This window comes from Gimesia sp. (genome assembly GCF_040219335.1).
GTDB lineage: Bacteria > Planctomycetota > Planctomycetia > Planctomycetales > Planctomycetaceae > Gimesia.
Genome location: NZ_JAVJSQ010000007.1, coordinates 358,277 through 378,093, shown reverse-complemented (window position 1 = coordinate 378,093; position 19,817 = coordinate 358,277). Strand labels below are relative to the sequence as shown.

Genomic DNA, 19,817 nt, shown 5'->3' with positions numbered 1-19,817 from the left:
TGAGGTGAGATTCCTCATCAGACCTCGGAAGAGCATTTTTGTCACCAGTAATCTGGTGGTCTACAAAAAACAGGAAGACGGCGTAAATATTCTTTCTGGTGAGAACGAACTTAAGAGCGGAGTTACTAGCCGCCGGTAATTTTTGGCGACGCTGTAGATAACACGGGTGGCGAGCGCCATTCCGCTCAGGACTTTTTCGTGCATTCCATGGTTCCCCTCAGATTTCTCACCACGCGTCCCCTTTCCCTGCTATACTATACACGCATAAATTAACCGGTCATTGTTCAATCGATCCCGTCAGGAACACGCCATGTCCGTTCGTCTGCTCCTCAGCCTTACACTCCTGTTCTGTTTGACCGCCTCGACCCCGAGTACCGCTGCCGACACCACACCAAAGCGCGAACTCAATGCCGCGGAAACCGAACACGCGCTGCAACTCCTCGCAGAGGAACTCACCAAAAATCTCGACGCCATCCACACCTGGCAGGGAACCTGCCTCTTTCAAAATCAAGTCCGGTTAACTGATCCGCGCATTACCAAAGATTCCAAATGGCAAACCACCGAGGGACAGAACACCTTCTGGCTGGACGAAATTCACGACCGCTTGCGGGTAAATTACCACAAAACCAGAAAGCCCGATGAGTTCAACCTGCTGACGCCACAGACTCCCATGAAAGTGGTTCACCCAACAAACACCCAATGGATCGTCCAGGGTCTGGACGTCTGGGAATTGAGTGAGAAACCCTTCGGCTCCGTCAAAGGTTTTCCCGAAGGAATCCTGATCCCAGGCTCCAAAGGACGCGTCCTGTTTCGTAAGCTCCAGTTTGAATCCGAACACAACGGTCTCTTCTTCGATCCCCGGGAACTGACTGGTAACGGCTCACACACCTTTGCCAGAACCTGTCGTATGTACGCCGACGCACTGAGCGGCAAACCAGGCACTGAAGAGAATTTCAAAGTTACCAAGCGGGTTATGATCACAGAACTCACTCCGGAATCGAATCACCGTCAATACCTCGTCAAAATCGATTATAACTCACCAGAAATCGAAGTTGCCCCCATCCGCTCTGAAACAACCTACGACTCCCGCTTTGGTTTCAACGCCATCAAATACGAACAGTTCCGTGGCTCAAGACTGATCCATAAACGCACCTTTCTTTACAATCAGGTCGGCGATATCTTCTTACCTCACGAAGTCGATGTGGTCCGCTTTAGTTCCCGGTTGGCAGACCAGACAGAAATCGACCTGCGCCAGAACTTCAAACTGGTCGAATCAAAACTCAACCAGCCACTCGATCCAAATCTGTTCGAAATCAAATCACTCGAGCTGAAACCCGGCGAACGCATCGTCGACCAGATCCGCGGCAAAGCCTTCGTCCAATACGAAGGCCGCCTGGTTCCCGCCAGCCAGTTTCCACTGTTAATCAAGTAAACTCGAATCACATTCCACATCCGAACGCTCCAGCATTTTCGTGTCTTTCGTGCTTTTCGTGGTTCCAAATCCTCATCCCCCTGATCTGTTTCCCACCTGCATACCCCCGCACCACTGCCCCCTATCCACGACACAAACTGAACTTGATTCCCTCCCGCCGATCCCTATGTTTCCCTCCTGGCTCGCGCGCGAGGCGGGTCAATGAGTACCGAAACACAGCCCACCACTGACACAGCAGCACCTGAATCTCCGTCGTTTTTCACTATAGATCCACCTGTTTTCTGAGAACCGGTTCCCCAGAAACAGGTCCCCCAAACGAGACAAAATCAGGCCACAGCGGGACAAATTCCGGGCCAGACCAGGACAAAATCCGGTCACATCAGGACAAAATTCTGTCTTGACCTCCCCGTGCCTTTGAAGATGATTCCAAAACATCAAACATCCCTCCAGTAACATTCATCGCGCAGTAACGGCCCCATGTATCCACCCACCTGATAAAACAAAAGGCCCCCCCACCGTGAGCGGCAAGGCGCTAACCGCCGGTATTTTTTAGCGATGCTGCAGATAACACCGGTGGCTAGCGCCATTCCGCTCAGGAAAAAACAGGGGTAACCCCGAACTAAATTCATGCCAAGCGCAGCGCGCAGGAGACCACAGCCCCCGCGATCAAAACAGCTTGTCTCAACAAATCGACGAGCGCCCTCATCTCCACGAATTATAAAACATCGGCACCAGCCACACCCAGCTGAATATCAGACACTGCACTGATCAGCATCCAACCACAAAACCAGCGACCCACTAAATTTCTTTCGTGCTTTACGTGCCGTCCGTGCTTCATCAAATCCGCTCTGGAATGAACGCGATATAACAATAAATACTGCGGGGCACTGTGCAAACATAATCCGCAGTAGGGGCGACCCTGCGTGGTCGCCCGCAGTTCGATGAAATTGCTGTCAGTAACTCGAAGTCATCCACAGCATCCATCCACACGTTAAATAAAATCACGTGCCCCAACAGGCGGGCAGGCACACAGGCCAGCCCCTGCATGAGAATTTCTCAGGTGTTTTACGTGCCGTCCGTGGTAGATATAAATTCATGGAAGCACAGCATTTCGCAGCCCCCACCCCGCAATCTCACGAAAAGTACAGCCAACGATACAACTTTACGATATAATGCACCTGAACCACATCCAACCTCCTCAGACGTGTGAGCAGACGATGCATCAACAACCACCTCAGGACCCCGACACACCTGACCTGCCAGACCAGGACCTGAACCACTTACGGCGATCTCTCATCGGTGCGGCTTCCGGTGCCGCACTTCCCGTGCTGGCCGGATTCTATTTCGTCTACCAGTTCTCAGCATACACAGCCACTTTACCTCCCGGCACCGCAGTGTGTGGCACGCCGTTACTCCTCCCTTTTTGTCTCTTCTTTTTCGTCGCACCAGTCATGGCACTCATCGGCGGCGTAATCGCAGCACTCTTACCCTGAATAAAACCAACACAAGTGAGCGGAATGGCGCTAGCCACCGGTACTATATCCAGCGTCGCAAAAAATTACTGGCGGCGAGCGCCTTGCCGCTCAAGATAAAACAGGGGTAAGCTCATATACAGAAAATAGATCACATTCAGAACGATTCCGTAATAGAATAGAACCCATCACCATCCACAGTGTCTTGAAGAAATCAAGGTCACGGAACCGACACCGAAAACTGAAAATCAGACAGTATGTCACAAGATCTCTCTCTCCACATCTATCCCAAGACGACAGAATTCAACTGTATTGATACATTCTGGAAGCTGATCAAGGCTGTCAACGAGTGGAGTTCATACACTTCAGACTGGCATGGTTTAAACATCACTCAATTCTCTCCTTATCGTGAATATCGGAGTGACATCAAAGATTCGCAGCGAGATTCCAAAACCCGTCTTAATAAGTTCACCGAAACAATTAATCAATTGGATGTTCAGTCGGACTATAAAATTTCGCTTGCGACATCCTATCCTTACCATCAAACGAATTCGGGGAACAAACCGAAGAAACATTTTGGAAGTCTCAGTGTGTATGCATGGGGCGCGGGTCAGTTCCGTGGACACTATCCTCTTGAAGAAGGACTGGGGAAAATCAGTTTCAATCCTGTCCAGCATTTCTTCTTTCAGCCAGAAGTTCTGGTAAGGGACGACGAAGACATTTCCAAGAAAGAAGAGAGCTATCTGACTTACAAAAAATGCGTTCTGCGAAACTTAGAAAATATTCGCAATCTGTTTGACCTGCTCATCACACACCTGGATCCTTTCTCGATCAAACTGTATCTGGGGTCCGGCGCCAGGATTCCTTTTAATTCGCACGCGACTTACTTTTCCAGCCACGAGTCTCTAATGCAGGACCTTAGTTTCATCCGGGATACCTGGTCTGGCGAAAATCCAATAGAAGACACTCCTCTAAATCGCTTTGACCCAGTCAAGCATAAATGGTTCTTTAACCAGATCAGACCTAAGGAACAGAGCAGGGAGCTCTGGGAAGACATGAGCCGTTTATTACCATCTCTGGATAAGGTCACACCCGATGTCGTGAAACTCGTCTGGGATCAGACTAATCTGGCTTCGGACGAAAAACTCGATATCAAGCGGATCAAAGCTCAGTCCGTGATTGTTTTCAATTCGCCCTTTTTCTTAAATACATTTGTTTCAAGATACTATCTCGACGTATTGGAAATGGCAGCCCTCGAAAGTGAGGACAACTGACGCCTGAATTCCTTTCGTGCTTTTAGTGCCGACCGTGGTAGTTAAAAACCCAGGAAGCAAACCCTTTCGCGGTCCACCTCACTTCGGATAAACCCCCACACGCTTCGCCCACGCCTCCCACTGTGACTTCAGATCATCCACCACCGCGCGCCTCCGTTCCGCCAGGTCATTCAGCTCCGTACGATCTGCCTGCACATCGTACAGCTCCCACTTCTGCGGCTGATACCCCTTGGCCGGCGACACACCTCGTCCCACCAGCTTCCAGTCACCGGTACGCACGAACGCGTTACTCTCGTGCTCGATGAAGATCGGTCGCCCCCGTTCCAGCGGTTTTCCCGTCAGCGCCGGACGCAGTGAAATGCCATCCAGAGTGTGGATCTTGTTGCCGGCGAACGTTTCCGGATAGTCGGCTCCCGCCACATCGAGCAACGTCGGCATCACGTCAATCAGCTGTGCCGGGCTCGTGTACCACTCGGCGCGCGGCTGAATCTGTGCCGGCCAGTGCATCAGGAACGGCGTCGACGTTCCCCCCTCATGCGCGAAATGCTTATACAGTCGGAAAGGCGTGTTGGACGCATTCGCCCACGCTTTCCCGTAACTGTTGCTGTGCTCCTGGTTCCGTTTCTCGACATCCCGGAACTCACCCCGACCAAGCACGCCCCCTTCAGCACAACCTCCGTTGTCCGCCAGGAACAGAATCAGCGTATAGTCCAGTTGATCGTGCGCCTTGAGCCAGTCCACCAGCTTGCCGATGTTCTGATCGATCCGATCGATCATCGCTGCATAAATCGCCATCTTCAGATCCATCTCATCCTGCTTCTCAGGCTTCAATGTCTCCCAGGCCGGCACCTCCGCATCACGGGGCGAAAGCCTGGTCTCCGCAGAAATCAGTCCCAGCTGCTTCTGTTTCGCCAGCCGGCGTTTGCGGAGTTCATCCCAGCCAATCCGGTATTTGCCGCGATACTTTTTGATCTCCTCCTCATGCGCCTGCAGCGGCCAGTGCGGCGCCGTATAAGCCAGATACAGAAAGTACGGATCCGTTTTCTGTTTTGCGTTTTCCTGATGTTCCTTGAGAAAACGAATCGCGTAATCGGTGAAAGCGTCGGTTGTATAAAACGGACGATCTGTCGTGCTCTCGGGATTTTCGATATCCTGGTTGCCAAAGGTCATCCCCCGCGGCGCTACCGGATGGAAATATCGCGTCGCCCCCGAAACACAACCGAAATATTTTTCGAACCCCCGCTGCAAAGGCCAGCGATCCTGGTCGTTAAATCCCAGGTGCCATTTCCCCGCCATGTAAGTCGCATAGCCGGCTGTCCCCAGTACTTCACCCAGCGTCACGCACTGAGAATTCAGATACCCCTGGTAAGCCGGCGGTTTGGAATAGCCCCGCGTCTGATTCGGCGGATTCGTCATCCAGCCAATCCCGGTCTGATGCGGATGCAGTCCTGTCATCAGCGTCGCCCGCGTCGGACAGCAGCGCCCTGAATTATAAAACTGCGAGAACCGCACGCCCCCCGCCGCCAGGGCATCGATGTTCGGCGTTTCAATCTCGCTGCCGTAACAACCGAGATCGGAGAAACCCATATCGTCGACCATAATCAGAATGATATTCGGCCGCTCCGCTTGCGCCACATCAGCCGTCAATACAGTCAGACAGACGACCAGACAGGTCAGAGTAGCAAAGATCGTCCGAACCATAAACAGGCACCCCATCCTGAGCGGAATGGCGCTAACCACCGGTAAGATCAACAGCTCTGTCACACACAACCAGCGGGTAGCGCCTTGCCGCTCAGTTGGAGTCTAATACCATATTCCGAATTGATAAGAATTGAAACCGGGTGACCGCGAATGTAATTCGCGGTTGTCGCAGACAACAGGAAACTGTCAGAGCACGATCACGAACGGGTAAGCAATCTCCGACCTCTGTTGCTTCCTGTGTGACAGTTTCTTTCAATAGTTCGCAGATCACACTGTCTGTTTCCTGCTCGCTGCGCTCAGCCCGAATTGCATTCGGGCCCACCCCCTGTCTTTTGTTTTCGTGTCTTTCGTGCTTTTCGTGGTTCATCTAATCCGTTATGGAAAAGACGTGATACAAACCAGATCCGCGGTAGGGGCGACCCTGCGTGGTCGCCCGCAGTTCGACGAATTTGCTGTCAATAACTCGAATCATCCACAGATTCCATCCACACATTAAATAAAATCACGTGGCCCCACAGGCGGGCAGGCACACAGGCCTGCCCCTACCCCAGAATGGTTTTCGTGTTTTTCGTGCCGTTCGTAGTAGTCATCAATTCCGCGCGATTCGTGGTTCAAACCTTACGACCACAGCGAACGGAAATATTTCGCATCGACGGCCGTCTGGTCCAGGCATTCCTGTGTGCTCAACTCTTTCCAGCTGTGTCGGCCCTTGTACTCGCTGTGCAGTGAGAAGATCCCTTCGTAGCCCAGCTTCCGCAGGACATCCACGTATTCAGGAATCGGTGAAATGCCGTCCGCCACGGGAACCGTTTTGACTTCCCATTTCTGATGGCCTTTCTTATCGCGGCCTTCACCCCGCTCCCAGGCAAAGTTCTTCACCGCACACAATGAGATCCAGGGAGCCAGCAGATCGAGGCCCTGCCGCCAGCCGTCGCCGCTCCCCTCTTTGACCATGTGCAGCATATCCACATACGCCCCGACTTCCCGCGGCGAGTAATCCTGGATCAGCTGATACAGCTGCGTCCCGTGTGAAGGTAGAAACGCATTTGAGTGCACGTGCACGCAGGGCAGAATTTCGTACTTCTGACACAGCTTCGCGACGTTGCCGATTTTCTTCGTCGTCTCTTTCAACTGCTGCGCCAGCGTGCCGAATGGCTTGTAGCGATAATAGCCGATCTTGACCCGGTCGATGCCCTGTTCCTGCGCGGTCGCCAGAATCCGCTCGGCGTTTTTGTCGGGCTCGTCAATCATCGTCGTCAGAAACAGGATTTTCACACCCGCCTCTTTCGCCGCCGCACATGCCTGCGGCAGTTCCTGCTCCGCATTCTCAGGCAGGATGTGCCCCTTGGGCCGCACGGTCAGATCGAGTCCGTCCAGGCCGATCGACTTGAACGCTTTACACACCTCGGGAATCGGCATGTCCTGAAAGCTCTTCGTGAACGCCCCCAGCTGATAGCCGCCCGCCGACTTCTCTTTTTTCGTTTCTCCCGCCTGCACAGACGCAGTTTCCCCCGCACCGCCGGCCAGCATGGTGCCTGCCAGAGCCGAGAGAGATGCCTGTTTCAGAAAATCCCGTCGGGGAAGCCGATTATGAGGGTGGGGAGTATTCCGCATGTTGAAAACCTTCTTTATGATCAGTTGTCGGGTAGAATTCGAGGGAGACCTTTCTATAGAGTATGATCACCGTTCGACCCATTTTCTACCGGTATTGACCGTTTTACTGAAATCCCAAAAGAACCACTGTCCGCATGTCTGAGCCGCTCACCCTGATCGCCACGTCCACCTTTGGCCTCGAAGCCGTCGTCGCCCGCGAACTGAAGCAGCTGGGCTACGAAGACCAGACCGTCGAAAACGGTCGCGTCATGTTCCAGGCGGATAAAGCAGCGATCTGCCGCTGCAATCTCTGGCTCCGCAGTGCCGACCGCATCCTGATCTGCCTCGGCGAATTCACGGCTCTCGACTTCGACGATCTCTTCGACGAAACCCGCGATCTGGAATGGGAACGCTGGCTGCCCCCCTCCGCGCGCTTCCCCGTGCGGGCCACCGCAGTCCGCTCCAAAATCAACAGCGCCAAAAACTCGCAGAAGATGGTCAAGAAAGCGATCGCCGAGCGTCTCAAGGATCATTACATCAAAGACTGGTTCCCCGAAGACGGCCCCATGTACTCGGTCAGCGTCTCGATCCTCAAAGATCGCGCTACGCTCTGTATCGACACCACCGGCCCCGGCCTGCACAAGCGCGGCTATCGTAAACTCACCGCCGGTGCCCAGCTTAAAGAGACACTCGCCGCCGGGCTGATTCAGCTCAGCTACTGGAACAACGAACGTGCCCTGGTCGACCCCTGTTGTGGTTCGGGTACGATTCCCATCGAAGCCGCCCTCATTGGCACCAACACCGCCCCTGGACTCAACCGCAGCTTTGTCGCGGAAGAGTGGCACAAGATTCCTGCCGAACTTTGGGAACAGGCCCGCGAAGAAGCCCGCGACCTCCAGGACCTCGACGCCCTCTCATTTCGTCTGCAGGGTTACGACATCGATCCCGGCATGATCCGCATGGCCCGCTACCATGCCCGCGAAGCGGGTGTCGATGAGCTCGTCCATTTTCAGGATCAGCCGGTCGCCGAGTTCAGCACGCCCCGCAAATACGGCTGCATCATCACCAACCCCCCATACGGGGAACGACTCGGCGAAAAGGAAGAAGCCGAGGTCATCTACCGCCAGATGAAAGAGGTCTTCGCGCCCCTGGATACCTGGTCGATCTACGTGCTCACCTCGCATCCCGGTTTCGAACGCATCTTCGACCGCAAGGCCCGTCGCCGCAAGCTGTATAACGGGCGCATCGAATGCACCTACTACCAGTTTCCCGGACCACCCCCGCCACGCAAAAGGTCACCCTGGGACGACGCGACGAATGCGGATTCAGAGTCTACATCGGAAACAGAAGCCGACACCCCGGCTGACGACACAACCGACTCCGCCGACTGAAGTCAGCTGGACCACATATTACGGATATTCTTGCGAATGTCCTCAGCCGTCGTTTCGATCTGTGCCTCTTCGGGCGTATCCAGATCCTCAGCGTTAAACGCAGGCCGCCGCTGAAACAGGGGGAGTGTCTTTGAGGAAATGAACCGCGTCAGCTGCGCGTAACTGTGTGCCTGGTTCCAGCGTCGGTTCTGGAAATACTGGCGATGCGGGAAGCAGACATAAAGCCAGTTCTTCGCCCGCGTAAGCGCCACATAGAACAGCCGGCGTTCCTCGTCGATCTCATCATTGCTCTCCAGCGACATCTCGGACGGAATGCTGCCGTCCGCCGCTTGCAGCACATAGACCGCGTCCCACTCCAGACCTTTCGAAGAATGAATCGTACTCAGCACCAGGAAGTCGTCGTCCGTCTTGCTACTGTCGTTGGCAATGTCCTGCGTTGAACTGGGCGGGTCGAGGGTGATCTCTTCCAGGAAACTCATCCGGCTGCTGAACCGGCTGGCGACCTGCTCCAGCTGCTCCAGATCGCGCTGGCGGGCCGGCCCATTGTCGTACTGCTGATCGAGCAGGGGACTGTAAAACGTCCGCACCTGGTGGACTTCAGACGAGATCCCTTTTTTCTCGGACTGCGGCGATGACAGGTTCTTCATCAGCCGAATAAACAAGGGCCAGTGCTCGACCGTTGCCGCCGGTGGTTTGAATTCCGACCAGGCATCAAAGCGAAACCCGGATTCCGCCAGCAGGTTGAGCAGTTGCTGCGCCTTCTTCTGACCGATGCCCGGCAGTAATGTCAGCACCCGCAGACCGGAAACCGCATCGCGGGGGTTTTCCGCCAGTCGCAGATACGCCATCAGGTCTTTGACGTGTGCCGTTTCAATGAACTTCAATCCGCCGTACTTATGATAGGCAATGTTCCGCCGGGCCAGTTCGACTTCCAGCGCGAGACTGTGATGCGAAGCCCGGAACAGCACCGCCTGCTGATTCAGGGGAATGCCCGCCTCCAGGTGTTCGAGTACCTGCGTCACGACGAAGTCGGCCTGCTCGTTATTGTCGCTGCAGTCCACCAGGATCGGTGGCTCGCCGGCAATTTTCGACGACCAGAGTTTCTTCTCGTAGCGCTCATGCGCTTCATCGATGATCTGATTTGTCGCCGCCAGGATCGGCTGCGTACTGCGGTAGTTCTCTTCGAGCGTGACCACCGTCGTCCCCGGATACTCTTCGGGAAAATCGAGGATGTTCCGCACCGTCGCCGCCCGGAAGGAATAGATCGACTGAGCATCGTCGCCCACAACCGTCAGACCTGCTCCGTCGGGACAGAGATTTTTCAGGATGCCCGACTGCAGCACGTTCGTATCTTGGTACTCGTCCACCAGTACCGCTTCGAACTGACCTCGCAGCAGTTTTCCCCCCGCGGGATCGGAAGAGAGTGCGTGCCAGAACAGGAGCAGATCGTCATAGTCGAGAATGTTCTGCTGCTCCTTGCGATCGACGAACGCCTGAAACAGTTGCTTGAGTGCCTCTACATGCTCCAGACACCACGGGTAATACCGTTCGAGTACCGGCTCCAGCTTGAGGCAGGTATTCACACAGCGGCTGTAGATTTCAACCAGCGTCCCTTTGCGAGGAAACTTGGCCACGTTGTTTCCCAGTTCGAGTTCGCTCCGCAGAGAGCTCATCAGGTCTTCGGCATCGCTGCGATCGATGATCGTAAAGTCATCCGGCAGACCGATCGACTGACCGTAGCGTCTCAACAGACGTGCCGCCGTGGAGTGGAACGTGCCTCCCCAGATACTCCGTGAGCGGGCCGAGGCGGCGTGTTCACGACTGTTACCCATCGCCCGCAGCAGTGCATCGACGCGGCGGACCATCTCATTCGCGGCTCTGCGGGAGAAGGTCAGCAACAGAATCCGGCTCGGATCGATGCCCTGAGAAATCAGCCAGGCCACCCGGTGTGAAAGCGTGGTCGTCTTTCCCGTTCCCGCACCGGCGATGATCAACAGCGAACCGCTATCGTGACAGGCCGCCGCCCGTTGCTGGGGGTTCAGCTGCGCGAACAGGTCTTCAATGTGTTGCGGAATCTCTGACATCCGTGCCTCATCGGGGTCGAACGAAGTGAAAAACGAAACTCAACCCCTATTTTCGCGGCACAGACGATGATCGCAAGGGGCGGCCGCCAAAATTGTGCAGAACGACCGTTTTTCCCTGCGTTCAGGCTCGTTTACAGCTCACGCAAACGCACATTCCGATAGTGCACCTGGTTCACGAGGTTCCCATGAATCTGCAGCGCGATGATTCCCTTCAGCGGAATCTGCGGGTCTTGTTCGACATAATCGACCGTCTGCACCCCGTTGATCCAGAGCTGAATCCGCGGCCCCTGGCAGCGAATCCGATACGTGTTCCAGTCATTCATACGAACGGGCAGATCGCGAATCTCTTTGGGCGGACCGGCCAGAATTTTTCTTCGACGCGATTCGTCATACAGGCACCCCCAGTACCCGGTCCCCAGGTCTGCCTGGAAACCACTGACTTCGTGATCGTTGGGAATCTCTGCAGTACGAATCTGCACACCCGCGTTCGTCTTCTCGCCCAGCAGCTTGAATTCCAGCATCAGTTCGAAGTCTTCGTACTCTTTATCGGAACGCAGAAACTCGTTCTGCTTGACCTTCTCCGTCAGGCTGCCGGCGACAATCTCACCATCTTCAATTCGGAAGATCTCCTCGTTCCCGTGCCAGCCGTTAAATGTTTTCCCATCGTACAACGGCTGAAACCCGAGTGCCTGCTCTTCCTGCGCCGCCTGGGCGCTGATCCGTTCCAGCTGCTGTTCCGCCCGCTGCTTGAGACCCGCGTTGTCTGTTGTTGTTATCACCTGCTGCAACGCATCTCGCAGCAGTGTGTTCTCGATCGGCGTTCCCCGTTCGGCCCACGAAACAATCGTCGCAGACGCGGCAACGTTCAGATCTTTCTCCTTGAGCAGATTGATGGTGAAGTTGACCGCTTCGGGAGTCGGATAACGCCGCAGCACTTCAAACACGAGCTTCTTCTCATCGTTCCGCTCCGCATTCGCGAGCGTATTACGACAGACTTCCAGCCGTTCAGCCGGCGTCATATTCAGCTGCCGGGCCACGCGGATGTATCCCCGCAGCGCACGGATTTGATACTTGCGATTCTCCAGCGACTGCGCCAGATCGAGCAGCGGCGGCGCGACATCAATTGTCACCCATTTGCCCAGCAGGTCGGTCGCGGTGTTCTGTAAGGCATCCTCATTCGAACGAGCTGCCGCCACCATGGTTTTCAAAGCGGTCTCGCCGCCAATGGCCGCCAGCTGATTCAGGATCAGCTGCTGTTGTTCAATCGACGCCCCGTCCATCGCCTGTGCCAGCGTCTGGGCCGTCTCTTCGAGTGGCAGCCGGGCACAGGCCGCCTTGAGGGCATTGCTGGCCGTCTCATCGTCTGGATTCTTAACCGCCAACGTTATCAGTTTCGGCAGATCCTGAGAGGAGGTTGTCCCACCCAGGGCTTCAATGGCTGCCTGCTTAACACCACGGTTGGCATGATTTACCAGCTGCAGGACTGTCGGCGTCAACGAACTGAGTCGACATTCGCCGGCCAGTTTAAGGCCTTCCAGTTGCTGCGGCAGTGCTTCACTTTCCACCAGTTTCAGAGTCTTCTCTTCGATGGACGCTGCCACCTTGTCTGCAGGTTGACTGACTTGAATGCTCACGATTCCCTCCCGGGCCGCTGAGGCAAGCTCCGGAACCTTGGGTTTCATCAGGGCAAACAGATCCCCGAGCACCTGCAACTGTTCGTCAGCAGACAGTGAGGGAGCGAGCTCATTCAATGCACGTACCGCCTGCAGTTGTAATGCTTCGCTGTCACTTTTCAGTGCCTGCTGAATCAAGGGCAGGGCACCCGCATTTTTGGACTGGCTCAGCGCGGCAATCACGAGCCCCTTCCGCTCGTCAGACAGCTCCGGATAAACGGCGACTAACGTCCTCGACGCTTCCGGTCCCACCTTACGTGCTGCCTGCAGACCAGCCCGGAATCGCGCCAGGTCGTCGGCTTTGAGTGTTTTCGCTAACAGTTCGAATCCATCCTTACCCAGCAGCACAATCGCCCGCTGCGTTGCCGCCAGGTTGACGTTCTCCGGCAGGTCCGCCTGCAACACCACTTCCGTCAGCTCGACTGCCTGTCTCTTATTGCTGTCAGCCAGCGAACGGGCACACATCAACAGGGCAAACGCGACCTCCTGCTTCACCGCAGCCCGGTCGGTTCCCAGTGACTGTTTCAACGCAGCCGCGGCATCGCTTGTACCAATCGCCCCCAGGGCATGCGCTGCTGCAATCGCGACTTTTGGATTGTCATTCGCCAGCAGTTTCGCCAGTTCAGCGGTCGCCCCTTTGTCTCTCCGTTTCGCCAGCGAGTTGATCACCCCTACCAGCTGGTCCCCTTTGACGGACTTGAGAGCCGCTTCCAGAGCCTGGTCGGCAGCGTCAGCCGGGATATTCTCCAGAGCCGAACGGGCGTAGGTCGCCAGTTTTTCATCACCCAGATATTTGGCAATCGCAGGCACCGACTTCGCATCGCCAATCGCCGCCAGCCGGCGACAGGCCATCGCTTTGTCGTAAGTAGACGCATCGGAATTGAGAACGTTGACCAGCCGGGTTGCTTCGGTATCAGATTTCTCCGCAGCGGAAACCAGGTTGGCTGAAGAGAACAGACTGATAGAAAGAATTGTGAGCAGACAGAATCTGAACGAGAACATGAGTGAGGATCCCTCAGGTGCTGAAGTAATTAAAGCTGATTCAGGAAAACGGATGACGACGGTCAGCGGCGTAGACTAAACGGTCCACGGCTCCCGCATGGCGCGGCTCCGCATGCGGTTCGCTTCATCATCATTCACGAATTCTTCTTTGACCGGGTCGAACTGCAGTTTGCGACCCAGCTTCCAGGCAATCGCGGCCGCGTGGCAGGCGATGTGCGAACGGGCCATCACGTCTTCATTCGCAGCCGGCTGCGAACGGGTTTTCACACAGTTAAAGAAATCTCGCACATGGAACTTGGGCGACGTTCCCGGAATCGCACTCGGCGAGGGCAGGGAGGCCCGCAAACGGTTCGAGGAAACCGCCGTCTGTCCCGAGTCGCCGGTTTCGACCCAGCCTTCTTCCCCTTCAAAACGGACCGGACAGGTTCCCAGACCCATCCAGCCATTCCGCCGCATGACCAGCTTCACGCCGTTTTCGTAGACGCACTCAATCACATTGTCGTTGGGCACATCCATCGGTTCATAGGTGACGGGCATCGTGTCATCCGCTTCCAGCGCCCACTGGCAGATATCCAGTGTATGCGCGCCCCAGTCGAGCAGCTTGGCCCCGGAATCGAAATCGTAATGACCGCGCCAGGCACCATCCACATAGGCATGGTTATAAGGACGCCACGGTGCAGGTCCGAGCCACATGTTCCAGTCGACCACTTCCGGATCGGGCTCGGGTTCCGCAGGCAACCAGTCGTGACGATCGATCAACTGGTAGATCGAAGCATGCACGGTATGAATCTTTCCCAGCTGACCAGACTGCGCCAGGTGCGCCGCATGCGCGAAGTTCGACACATTCCGCCGCTGCGTCCCTGCCTGGAACACACGGCCGGTACGTTGAATCGTCTGCTGCAGCTTGCGGGCCAGTTCGATGGAAATCGCACACGGCTTCTCGGAATACACGTCTTTCCCCGCTTCCGCAGCCATCATTGAAGCGGTCGCGTGCCAGCGGTCCCCCGTGGCAATCAGCACAGCGTCAATGTCATCCCGCGCGAGCAGCTCGCGAAAATCACGATAGGTCTCGCATTTCTGATCGCCGTTGGCTTTGTCAGCCATTTCCTTTACGGTCTTCCGCTGATCCGCACGCACATCGGCGATCGCCACAAACTGCACATCGGGCTGTTCGAGCATGTGGCTCAGCACGTAGCCGCCCCGTCGTCGAATGCCAATCCCCCCCAGGATAATGCGCTCACTGGGAGCAACGGTGCCGTTCAGGCCCAGCGCGGTGCCGGGAATGATCAGGGGGGCAGAAAAGACCGTGCTGGCGGCAGCAGCGGTTTTAATAAAGTCACGACGATTAAGCGCACTGGAATTCGTCATCGGTTTCTCCTCAAAAGCCATCTGAGAACAGGCTGAGTTCGGGTATGTCGTCTCTGTGAGAGTACCAAAGGATGGAAACAGGCGGGATGCTGTTTCATTTATTGTAATGGTCCCGGCGGCGTGCGTCTCTGAAATTGGCCCCATTTTGTGCAGATTTGACGCTTTCCAAACTTAAGGAAACTTATAAATACCGCGTTCCGTTCCTCCTCCCGCCGAACCGATTTTGCCCTCGAATTGTCCCTCTGCTATGATGCTCCCGCCCGACGACCGCTGACCTCCTTTTCCCTGTGAAAGTCAAACCATGGGACAACGTTTTAACGAACTCTCCGAAAAACTGATCGACTTCATCAACGACCAGCGGCTGTTCTTCGTCGGCACTGCCACCGCCGACAGCCGCATCAATGTCTCCCCCAAAGGGATGGACTCATTCCGCGTCCTGGGCCCCAACCGCGTGATCTGGCTCAACATGACCGGCAGCGGCAATGAAACCTCGGCTCACATCCAGCAGGACGGCCGCATGACCGTCATGTTCTGTGCCTTCACCGGCAAACCACTGATCCTCAGGCTTTACGGACAGGCCCGCGTGGTGCATCCCTACGACAGCGACTGGACGGAACTCGCCGCTCACTTCCCCCCGAACCCCGGCGCCCGCCAGGTCTTCGATATGCAGGTCGACCTGGTTCAGACCTCCTGCGGCATGGGTGTTCCCTTCTACGATTATGTCGAGGAACGCGAACAGCTCACTTCCTGGGCCACCAAACAGGGCACCGCAGGCATCCAGCAATACTGGCACGACAAAAACCAGCAAAGCCTGGACGGCATTCCCACCCACATCCTGAAAGACCAGTAATGCCCGGCATGGTTCCCGCCGGCTATCTGGCCAAACGTGTCGAGCCCAACACAGGCTGGCTCGTCAACGATCAGGTCGAGGACATCTACGCGCTCAGTAACTGCATCTCCGACGACTTTGCAGACTACATTGAATTCTGGAAACACAACAATTACTGGCTCTTCAACTCCCCCGCAGTCCTCCGCGATCTGGCAGAGGAAGCGGGCCTCGATCTGACGGGAACCAGACTGTTCTATTACGAAGTCTTTGAGCAGGAATACCATACAGCAGGTTCCTGGCAACCCTTCACCGTCGACAACGGACTGCATACCCGCGTCGAAGTCCCCCCGACAAAACAGTTGGAAGGCTTCGACATCGTGACCTTCTCCCTGGGCCCCGTCCCGGAATGCTCCTGCCTCTCCTGTAACCTCATGGCAGAACTCGTCCCCGTCAATCACCACTGCCTGCTGCGAACCTTCGAGGAAGCTCACTCCCTCTTGTCCGCAGACGTTTTCAAAGACTGCGAACCAGGCCCCTATCGCATCTTTGCCGTCTACTCGCTGATAGAACAATAAACGGGGTGAGCCCGAATGCAATTCGGGCCGAGCGCCAGCGACGATTCCTCACTCGGTTCCCATTCCCCAGACCAACCTCCCCCGAATAGGAATTACACGTAAATCACCTTGACCTTCGCCCCTCAACCAGATAAACATTCAGACAGACCAACGGTCGCTTAGACCCTGTTCCAGATAGTCTCTCACGCTCATGCAACGAATTAGACCGATCCCTGTTCTGGCTGTATTCCATTTATTCTGGCTCCCACTGGTAATGGCGGAGACAGATTCCGCATCGGCACCCCTCACAGCAAAAAAACCGCAGCACATTGAATTCGAGCGTTGGAGATCAACCCTCAAAGCCTGGCGGGCGCGTCGCGATGAGCTCCGCACCGCCCGAGTAAAGGTCCGCGGTGAAGAACAATGGTGTTACACCGAGCAGTTGGCCGCAGGTGAAACGGAAACACGCACACTGCGGAAAGTATTCAAACTGGAAGGTCGACTGGATCTTAAGCCAGGGACACGGGGATGGATCACGACTGACTTTGAGTCCCGCTACGAACTTCATGTCAGGCTGACGGCGCAGGAGCGGTTCCGATTCTGGCTCATCAACGGCGTACCCAGCACCGTCTCCCGCCCTCTCCGCGTCTGGAATCCCCATACTGAAGTCCCTCGCTCACTTGTGCACTGGAATCCACTTTACGTCGGTTTCAACCAGAGCAGCCTCATCGGGAAAGGCCCCGACTCCATTAAAAGGGTTGGATTCTGGTACCAGTTAAGCATGGCCAGAGGCTTAATGTCGTCGGACGATACGATCAGACTGTCGAAAGACAAAGCCGCCGGCCTGCTGCATGTCAGACTGAAAGGTCACATTCATGCTGATGGGAGACCCTCGATTATTATTAATGAATTCTGCTTTAACGAGCGACAGGGGCTCACGCTGCTCTCACACAGAATCTGGATTTACCCAGAAATACAGCAGCAACCCGAGCATCCCTTTCGAGAGGTCACTGTCAGCTGGGAACAGGTCGATTCGATCTGGGTCCCCACCTCCGTGACGACCGTCCGCAGTCAGGGCCAAAGTATCAAGACCCTCGAATTTGAATGGAGTGATCTCAATCTCCCGCCCAGGCAGAAAGCGCCTCGTGAAATCGACGACGCCCCACTGGACTGGTCAAAAATCAAAATTCTCTAATAGTCCTTTTCTCAATCACAACAGCTTCAGCGAAACAACGATGAGCAGCATCTCCACACCACACATCCGCCTTCCCTTAACCGGCCTGCTGTTCCTGGTCAGCTTCTGCCTGCAGGCGCTGCCCGTGCGTGCGGAAGTCACGCTGATCTCATCAGGCAAGGCCAGCATCTGGAAATATTACGACGCCGCCACTCCACCCCGGGCCGACTGGATGTTGTCGACCTTCGATGACCAGCCCTGGTCGTCCGGCCCCGCACCGCTCGGCTTTGGTGAACCGGGAATCAACACACCGACAGGCGCTGGCACCGATCCACAGAATCGACAGATCACCGCCTACTTCCGGCACACCTTTACGGTTCCCGCCGACTCCGGCCTCCGCCAGCTGGTCCTGTTGATCCGCAGCGATGACGGCGTCGTCGTCTACCTCAATGGCACCGAGATCGCCCGCAACAATCTGCCCGCCGGACAGGTCACTCCACAGACCACCGCCGTCAATGCCCTGGGAGGCGTGCTGGAGCGACTTTATCAACGTTTCACAATCCCGGCAGACAACCTCAAGGCCGGCACCAATCTGCTCGCAGTGGAACTGCATCAGGCGAATCCCCGCAGCACCGATCTGTATCTGGACCTGATACTCCGCGGCTATCAGAGTGCCGCCGAGCTGCGGCCCATCCTCAAAACCGAACAGCAACAGGCGGCCCGCGATTACCACACGCAACATTACATCGCTCCCCAGCTCAAGATCCTGGACGGCTACATTGACGGCGGTCGAGGCATGCAGGTCGATCCCCGGGGACAGACCCGCTCCCGTCGGGAACTGATCATCGTCGACCGTCAGCGGGATCCCGCTCTGCAGAAACATCTGGAATACGCCCGCTCCCAGGAAGTCATGTCGCTGCCGCCGGAGAAACGGGCACTGAAGCTCGCCCAGTATATCGACCAGAGCATGTCACTGGATCAGCAGAACCGCGCCACCATGGCAGCGGTCGTCCTGCTGACAGACGAGTACGCCAACCAGGGCGTCCTGATCGGCGAAGTGACCCAACTCTGCGGTGCCGGCGTCTGTCGACATCGGGCGCTACTTTTTAAAATCCTCGCCGATGAAGCGGGCCTCGATGTCGCCCTCGTTCGCGGCAACTACGGTGACGCCACCCGCCACGCCGGACATGCCTGGAACGTACTGCACCTCAAAGACGGCCGACGTCTGATTGTCGATGTGATGCACCGCCGCGTCGAACCACTGACCCCCACAGGCTCCCCGATCACCGCCCGCTACCTGACCATCGACAACAAACCCTGGTACAGCACCACAGAACCAGAGACAGAGACTCCCACCCCCGAATCAAAATAACACCTTAAAGACGAGCCTCTAAAGCTATCCCTCCTCCACCGGGTGAGCTCGAATTTTATTCGGGCCCACCCCCTGATTCGCTTGATTGTGTTTAAAAGATCCCCACCCATTCACGGTACCGGGCCCCAGATCTTTTCCAGCAGCGCAAACATCCGCGGGTCGTGCGTCTTCAGTTCTGCGCGGACGAACGGATAAAAATCGTTCACGCCGAAATACGCCTCGGTCGACTCGGCGAAATACTCCTTGTGATCGTTCATCCCATAGTGCCGCACCGTCTGACCGGTGTGTGAAAGCACTTTTTCATACAGACCGTTTTCCTTCGCAGCATCGTAAACGGCAATCACCTCGGGCTGATCGAAGCTCAAGACCTGATCGTGGTAGGCGTGCGCCAGCTCATGCAGGACCACATACGGATGCTGGGCCCACATGTTCCGGGCGAACAACTGCGCAGCCACCGGAATATGCACGTGCTTCGCCAACCGCGGATCATGTCCGTTCGCCACGAGCCAGGCCCGGTTGGGATGGTACTGCATGCGATCCAGTTGCGGATGCTTCAGCTCCAGCCAGATCCGCACCTCCTGTAACTGCTTGACCCGTTCCGCAGGCACGATGAACTTCACCCGCTGCAGATGGTTCCCCAGCGCCGCGAGTGCCTGCGTTCCCACCTGCGCATGCGCCTCGGAAAACAACGCGGGATCGACGTCCACCTGCCAGCCTTCCACTTCCCGTTCCACCGGATCAAACGACGGAGCAGGGGAGTCCGCCAGTAACGGCGGACATACCAGGTTCCAACCGACAGTCACCACAATCAATGTCAGCCAGCCAGCAACCGTCCGCGAGAAAGTTTGACAATGCCGCATCGGAGGGCCCTTTTTTCTAAATGCAGGAATCATAGAGG

General features: G+C 56.0%; 14 protein-coding genes. 8 read left to right on the top strand and 6 right to left on the bottom strand.

Annotation, left to right across the window (positions count from 1 at the left end):
* Positions 1–310 precede the first annotated feature (310 nt).
* The 3 genes from RID21_RS08840 (at position 311) to RID21_RS08830 (ending at position 4,178) form a co-directional block, all read left to right on the top strand.
* Positions 311–1,432, top strand: coding sequence for a hypothetical protein (locus RID21_RS08840; RefSeq protein WP_350188273.1), 1,122 nt, complete (start codon positions 311–313; stop codon positions 1,430–1,432).
* Positions 1,433–2,649: 1,217 nt separating this feature from the next.
* Complete coding sequence (locus RID21_RS08835) at positions 2,650–2,925, top strand: hypothetical protein (RefSeq protein WP_350188272.1); 276 nt, start codon at positions 2,650–2,652, stop codon at positions 2,923–2,925.
* A gap of 236 nt (positions 2,926–3,161) precedes the next feature.
* Positions 3,162–4,178: a hypothetical protein gene (locus RID21_RS08830; RefSeq protein ID WP_350188271.1), complete on the top strand. Its 1,017-nt coding sequence runs from the start codon at positions 3,162–3,164 to the stop codon at positions 4,176–4,178.
* 78 nt (positions 4,179–4,256) lie between these two features.
* On the opposite strand, the gene RID21_RS08825 is transcribed toward RID21_RS08830, so the two are convergent.
* Both RID21_RS08825 and RID21_RS08820 read right to left on the bottom strand, forming a co-directional pair.
* Entirely contained in the window at positions 4,257–5,879 is a 1,623-nt protein-coding gene (locus RID21_RS08825) for an arylsulfatase (protein ID WP_350188270.1), read from the bottom strand.
* Between the two features lie 618 nt (positions 5,880–6,497).
* A complete protein-coding gene (locus tag RID21_RS08820; protein WP_350188269.1) occupies positions 6,498–7,493 on the bottom strand; it encodes a sugar phosphate isomerase/epimerase family protein in 996 nt (331 codons plus the stop codon).
* A gap of 134 nt (positions 7,494–7,627) precedes the next feature.
* On the opposite strand from RID21_RS08820, the gene RID21_RS08815 reads away from it, so the two are divergent.
* A complete protein-coding gene (locus RID21_RS08815; RefSeq protein WP_350188268.1) occupies positions 7,628–8,863 on the top strand; it encodes a THUMP domain-containing class I SAM-dependent RNA methyltransferase in 1,236 nt (411 codons plus the stop codon).
* Between the two features lie 2 nt (positions 8,864–8,865).
* Here RID21_RS08815 and RID21_RS08810 read toward each other — a convergent pair whose 3' ends face one another.
* From RID21_RS08810 to RID21_RS08800, 3 genes are all read right to left on the bottom strand, one after another.
* Positions 8,866–10,947 (bottom strand): ATP-dependent helicase, encoded by a 2,082-nt coding sequence (locus RID21_RS08810; protein WP_350188267.1) that lies wholly within the window; start codon positions 10,945–10,947, stop codon positions 8,866–8,868.
* Between the two features lie 131 nt (positions 10,948–11,078).
* Complete coding sequence (locus RID21_RS08805; RefSeq protein ID WP_350188266.1) at positions 11,079–13,622, bottom strand: DUF1080 domain-containing protein; 2,544 nt, start codon at positions 13,620–13,622, stop codon at positions 11,079–11,081.
* Positions 13,623–13,697: 75 nt separating this feature from the next.
* The gene (locus RID21_RS08800; RefSeq protein WP_145443318.1) at positions 13,698–14,990 is read right to left on the bottom strand and encodes a Gfo/Idh/MocA family protein; all 1,293 of its coding nucleotides are present in this window, start codon (positions 14,988–14,990) and stop codon (positions 13,698–13,700) included.
* A 301-nt stretch (positions 14,991–15,291) separates the two neighbouring features.
* Between RID21_RS08800 and RID21_RS08795 the strand changes: the two genes are divergently transcribed.
* The 4 genes from RID21_RS08795 (at position 15,292) to RID21_RS08780 (ending at position 18,919) form a co-directional block, all read left to right on the top strand.
* The gene (locus RID21_RS08795; protein ID WP_350188265.1) at positions 15,292–15,840 is read left to right on the top strand and encodes a pyridoxamine 5'-phosphate oxidase family protein; all 549 of its coding nucleotides are present in this window, start codon (positions 15,292–15,294) and stop codon (positions 15,838–15,840) included.
* Positions 15,840–16,394 carry a hypothetical protein gene (locus tag RID21_RS08790; protein WP_350188264.1) on the top strand — a complete coding sequence of 185 codons (555 nt, stop codon included), beginning with the start codon at positions 15,840–15,842 and terminating at the stop codon, positions 16,392–16,394. The genes RID21_RS08795 and RID21_RS08790 overlap by 1 nt, the downstream gene beginning before the upstream one ends.
* A 253-nt stretch (positions 16,395–16,647) precedes the next feature.
* On the top strand, positions 16,648–17,568 hold the full coding sequence (locus RID21_RS08785; RefSeq protein ID WP_350188263.1) for a hypothetical protein: 921 nt from the start codon (positions 16,648–16,650) through the stop codon (positions 17,566–17,568).
* A 40-nt stretch (positions 17,569–17,608) separates the two neighbouring features.
* Entirely contained in the window at positions 17,609–18,919 is a 1,311-nt protein-coding gene (locus RID21_RS08780) for an EDR1-related protein (protein ID WP_350188262.1), read from the top strand.
* 110 nt (positions 18,920–19,029) lie between these two features.
* Here the strand turns inward: RID21_RS08780 and RID21_RS08775 are convergent, their stop codons facing one another.
* The gene (locus RID21_RS08775) at positions 19,030–19,779 is read right to left on the bottom strand and encodes a metallopeptidase (protein WP_350188261.1); all 750 of its coding nucleotides are present in this window, start codon (positions 19,777–19,779) and stop codon (positions 19,030–19,032) included.
* Positions 19,780–19,817: the final 38 nt, after the last annotated feature.